Origin of the sequence: Luteibacter sp. (assembly GCF_051958795.1) — a bacterium.
GTDB lineage: Bacteria > Pseudomonadota > Gammaproteobacteria > Xanthomonadales > Rhodanobacteraceae > Luteibacter.
The window spans coordinates 1-4,983 of the sequence record NZ_JBQCFT010000019.1; the positions used below are offsets into that span (position 1 = coordinate 1).

At 67.4% G+C, this 4,983-nt stretch carries 4 protein-coding genes; all 4 read right to left on the reverse strand.

What is annotated here, in order from left to right:
- Positions 1 to 153 precede the first annotated feature (153 nt).
- Genes ACTHLF_RS01230 through paoA form a run of 4 tightly spaced genes read right to left on the reverse strand, consistent with a single transcriptional unit; the run spans position 154 to position 4,959 of the window.
- Positions 154 to 1,176 carry an XdhC family protein gene (locus ACTHLF_RS01230; protein ID WP_440324127.1) on the reverse strand — a complete coding sequence of 341 codons (1,023 nt, stop codon included), beginning with the start codon at positions 1,174 to 1,176 and terminating at the stop codon, positions 154 to 156.
- On the reverse strand, positions 1,173 to 3,368 hold the full coding sequence (gene paoC, locus ACTHLF_RS01235; protein ID WP_440324129.1) for an aldehyde oxidoreductase molybdenum-binding subunit PaoC: 2,196 nt from the start codon (positions 3,366 to 3,368) through the stop codon (positions 1,173 to 1,175). Before paoC ends, ACTHLF_RS01230 begins: the two co-directional genes overlap by 4 nt.
- Positions 3,369 to 3,370: 2 nt before the next feature.
- Positions 3,371 to 4,321 carry an FAD binding domain-containing protein gene (locus ACTHLF_RS01240; RefSeq protein ID WP_440324131.1) on the reverse strand — a complete coding sequence of 317 codons (951 nt, stop codon included), beginning with the start codon at positions 4,319 to 4,321 and terminating at the stop codon, positions 3,371 to 3,373.
- Positions 4,318 to 4,959 carry an aldehyde dehydrogenase iron-sulfur subunit PaoA gene (gene paoA, locus ACTHLF_RS01245; RefSeq protein ID WP_440324133.1) on the reverse strand — a complete coding sequence of 214 codons (642 nt, stop codon included), beginning with the start codon at positions 4,957 to 4,959 and terminating at the stop codon, positions 4,318 to 4,320. Before paoA ends, ACTHLF_RS01240 begins: the two co-directional genes overlap by 4 nt.
- Between the last annotated feature and the right edge of the window lie 24 nt (positions 4,960 to 4,983).

Below are 4,983 nucleotides of genomic sequence, written 5' to 3' on the forward strand. Positions count from 1 at the left end.
AGTCGCCGGGCGCCATCAGGGCCCGCTAGTAGTTGCTTTACTACCTTGAGTTTGAATCGCTTGTCGTACTTAGCCATGAGGCCCCCCAGAGGGTGGACGGGTGTCCAACTTCTGGGGGTCAGTTCAAAGCGCGCTCCCACAGATTCCAGGGGGTTAGTGGATGGGGCCGCCGCTGCGACTCAGTGCGCGGCCATCGCGTGCATGCCGGGCGGCCATGATTTCGGCGACGATGGATAGCGCGATTTCGCGGCTGGTGTTCGAGCCGATATCCAGGCCTGCCGGTACGCGAAGCGCCTTCGACGCGACGGCCCTTGCGATCGTGCGGGCGCGTTGCTGTGAACCCAGGGCGCCGAGGTAGAACGCGTCGCACGCGAGCCCGGCGCGGAGGTAGGCAACGTCCTGTTCCAGGTTGTGGGTCATGCTGACCACGGCAGTGGACGCGTGCATGCGCACGACGGCGGCCAGTCGGGCCGGCGGTACGGCAATCGCCTCCCAGCCAGCCGCGGCGACGGGCATCGCCGCCAGGCGTTCCGCGGAGGTGTCGACGAGTACGCCACGCCAGCCAAGGTGTGCAGCCGCACTGACCAGCTCAAGCGCTTCGTGGGAGGCGCCCGCGACGACCAGCGACACCGGTGCGTCGAATGTTTCGACGAGGCGGAACCCGCCCGCCGTCTCCGCACTCGTAGCGCCGTCACGGGCGACGGGCGCGTCCGCAACGTCGACAAGGGCCAGCGAGCGCGTCGCGTGTCCGGGGGCATCCGGTCCGGGAAAGTGGGTGATCATGTGGAAGGCCCGGCTTGAGGCGAGCATCGCCTCAAGCTCGGGGAGAAATCCCGGCACCCCGTGTCGCAACGGTTCGATCGCGACTTCCAGCTCCCCACCACAGCCCGCTTCGAGTAGCAGGTCGAGCCCCTGCTCAGCGTTGTATGCCACGTATGCGATGCGGTCCTCGCGCATGACATCCAGCGAGCGCTCGACCAGCTCGCGCTGCGGGCAGCCGCCTGCGAGCGGATTGATGACGCTACCGTCGTCACGCACGAACATGGCGGCCCCGACGCGCCGGAACGTGGAGCCGGAGGTCCGCAGGATCGTTACCAGCGCGGCCCGCCCCGAGGAAGATTCCCCGAGCGCACGCCATGCCGTTGCCAGTTCGCGCAATTCGCCATAGGACTTCATACAGCCGGGAGCTTATCCAGCAACTTGTCCAGCGTCACCGGGTAGTCGCGCACGCGCACGCCCGTGGCGTTGTACACGGCGTTGGCGACGGCGGCGGCCACGCCGCAGATACCCAGCTCGCCGACGCCCTTTGCCTTCAGTGGCGACGACACAGGATCGGCCTCATCCAGGAACACGACCTCCTGGTGCGGGATGTCCGCGTGGACGGGCACTTCGTACCCGGCGAGATCATGGTTGACGAAGAAACCCAGCCGTTTATCGACCACCAGCTCCTCCATCAGGGCCGCGCCGACGCCCATGGTCATGGCGCCGATCACCTGGCTGCGCGCGGCTTTCGGGTTGAGGATACGGCCGGCGGCGCATACGGCGAGCATGCGCCGCACCCGGATTTCACCCGTCGCCGAGTCCACGCCCACCTCGACGAAATGAGCGCCGAACGTCGACTGCTGGAATTTCTTCTCGAGGTCGCCGTACTCCATGGTGTCTTCGCCGACGAGTTCGCCATCGGCGGAGGCCTTCGCCAAGGGCACGCTCTTGCCACCCGCCGACACCCTTCCGTCTTCGAATACCGCCGCAGCCGGATCAAGCCCGAGCTTGCCGGCAATCGCCTCGCGCAGCTTGACGCAGGCGGCGTACACGCCCGCGGTCGAACTGTTTCCGCCCCATTGCCCACCGGAGCCTGCGGATACGGGGAACGAGGAATCGCCCAGCGATACCGTCACCGCCGAGAGCGGTAAGCCGAGCATCTCCGCGGCGGTCTGCGCGATGATCGTATAGCTGCCCGTACCGATATCCGTCATGTCGGTTTCCACCGTCGCGCGGCCGTCCTTGCCAAGGCGCACCCGTGCCGCGGACTTCATCACCAGGTTGTTGCGGAAGGCAGATGCGACGCCCATCCCCACCAGCCACCGCCCGTCCCGCCGTGCGCCCGGCGCCGCGGAGCGCTGCTCCCAGCCGAAGCGCTTCGCGCCATCGCGCATGCATTGCACGAAGTTGCGCTGTGAGAACGGCCGCTCGGGTTTCTCCGGATCGACCTGCGTGTCGTTGAGCACACGGAGGTCCACGGGGTCGAGCTTCAGCTTCTCAGCGAGCTCGTCCATGGCGATCTCGAGCGCCATCAGGCCGGGCGCTTCGCCTGGCGCGCGCATGGCATTCCCTTCGGGAAGGTCAAGCGTCGCAAGCCGCATGGCGGTCATGCGATTCGGGCCGGCGTACAACAGGCGCGTCTGGTTGACGGCCGTCTCGGGGCCGCCGCCGGGAAGGTCACCGGACCAGCTCTCGTGCCCGATGGCCGTGATCTTGCCATCGGGCGTCGCGCCAATGCGGATGCGCTGGATCGTCGCCGGGCGGTGCGTCGTGTTGTTGAACATCACGGGGCGCGGCAGCGCGACGGCGACCGGCCGGCCCGCGGCCTTCGCACCCAGCGCGGCGAGGACGGCATCGGAGCGAACGAAGAGCTTGCCACCGAAGCCTCCGCCGATATAAGGCGATATCAACCGCACGTTGTCCGGCGGCAGGCCGAGCGTCGTCGCGAGATCGTTCTTGCTCCAGTTGATCATCTGGTTCGCGGTCCAGACTGTCAGCTTGTCACCGTTCCACGCGGCGATCGACGCATGCGGCTCCGTCATGGCGTGCGACTGGTCGGGCGTCGTGTACGTAGCATCGAGCTTCACCGCAGCCGCCGCATAGGCGCCCGCGAAGTCGCCCACGGCCGTGTCGGGGTCGCCGTCGGCGGGTTTCACCGCGCTGGCCTTCGCCGCAGCCAGGTCGAACATGCCGGACGCGCGGGCATAATCCACGCGAACGAGCGCGGCGGCGGAACGGGCCTGCTCGAAGGTCTCCGCGACCACGACGGCTAGCGCCTGGTGGTAATGCTGCACATCGGGGCCGCCGAGCAGGTTCGCCGTGTTGTACTTGCCCTTCTGGAGCTTGCCCGCCTCCTTAGCGGTCACGATGGCGAGCACGCCTGGCGAGGCCTTTGCGCGTGCGGTATCGATCGACAGGACGCGGCCCTTGCCGATCGTGGCGGGCACGATGTAGCCGTAGGCATGGGCGGGGGCGGCCTCGTGCTGCTCATAGGCGTAGCGGGCGGTGCCAGTCGTCTTGAGCGGGCCGTCGATGCGGTCCTGGGGCTTGCCGACGACCTTGAGGCGGTCGATGGGGTTGACGGTGGCGGGGGTGTCGAACTTCATGGTCAGCTCCTCGCTTCCGCCATGACCGCCGCGAGCGTGCGCTCGACCAGCGGCACCTTCATGGCATTTTGCGGGGTGGTCTTCGCCTGGGCGAGCAGCACCGAGGTCACCGCCTTCGCGCCATCACCCATGCGCGCATCGGCGGCTTCGGTCCGCCAGGGCATCGGCGCTACGCCGCCCAGCGCCACCCTGCCCGAACCATCCGGCTGGATGATCGCGGCGACGGAGACCAGTGCGAATGCGTAGGACGCCCGGTCGCGCACCTTGTGGTAGATGTGCCTGCCACCCACGGGCCGTGGCAAGGTCACCGCAGTGATCAGTTCCGCCGGCGCAAGCACGTTCTCGATGTGCGGCGTGGCGCCGGGGAGCTTGTAGAACTCGGCCAGCGCGATGCGGCGGGTCTTTCCATCCGGCTGCACCGTTTCAACGGTGGCATCGAGGGCGCGCATCGCGACCGCCATGTCGCTCGGGTGCACGGCGATGCACGCGTTGCTGACGCCAACGATGGCATGCGAACGACTGAACCCGCCGAGGGCGGCGCAGCCGCTGCCCGGGAGGCGTTTGTTGCAGGCCTGGTGCGTGTCGTAGAAATACGGGCAGCGCGTCCGCTGCAGCAGATTGCCGGCTGTCGTCGCCTTGTTGCGCAGCTGGCCGGACGCACCCGCAACCAGGGCGCGGGTGAGCAGGCCATATTCTCGGCGCACGCGGCTGTCAGCGGCCAGGTCGGTGTTGCGTACCAGTGCGCCAATGCGAAGGCCACCATCCGCGGTGGCTTCAATGCTATCGAGCCCGAGGCCATTGATATCGACCAGGTGGTCAGGTGCCTCCACTTCGATTTTCATCAGGTCGAGGAGGTTCGTGCCACCGGCAATGAACTTTGTCCTCGGTTCGCGCGCCGCGGCCGCTGCAGCCTGGGCGGGTGACGTCGCACGCTCATAGGTGAAGGGCTTCATGCCTTGGCCCCCGCGTATTCGCTGACCGCCTCGACGATGTTCGAGTAGGCACCGCAACGACAGATATTGCCGCTCATCCGCTCGCGCAGTTCAGGCGCGCTGAAGCTGGCCTTGCTGGTGATATCGGCCGTCACATGGCTGGGGATATCCCGCTTGATTTCGTCGAGTGCGCCCACCGCGCTGCAGATCTGGCCGGGCGTGCAGTAGCCGCACTGGTAGCCATCGTGCTTGACGAAGGCGGCCTGCAGCGGGTGCAGCTTGTCCGGCGTGCCGAGCCCCTCGATGGTCGTGATCTTCGCCCCAGGGTGCATGACCGCGAGCGTGAGGCAGCTGTTGATGCGCCTTCCATCGAGCAGGACCGTGCAGGCGCCGCACTGGCCGTGGTCGCAGCCCTTCTTCGTGCCGGTGAGCTGCATGTGCTCGCGCAAGGCATCGAGCAAGGTGGTGCGGGTGTCGAGCGTCAGGCTGGTTTCCTTGCCGTTGACCTCGAACGCGACCTTCTGCATGACCGGCGGCCTGACGGCGGCGGGTGCGGAGGCCTTTGCGACCAGCGGCGGCGTGGCAACCAGGGTGGCGGAGACGGCCGTGAGCTTCAGGAAGCCGCGGCGGGAGACGTTCAGATCGTGGGTCGTAACCAAGGCGCTGCCCTCATGCCGGTGGGT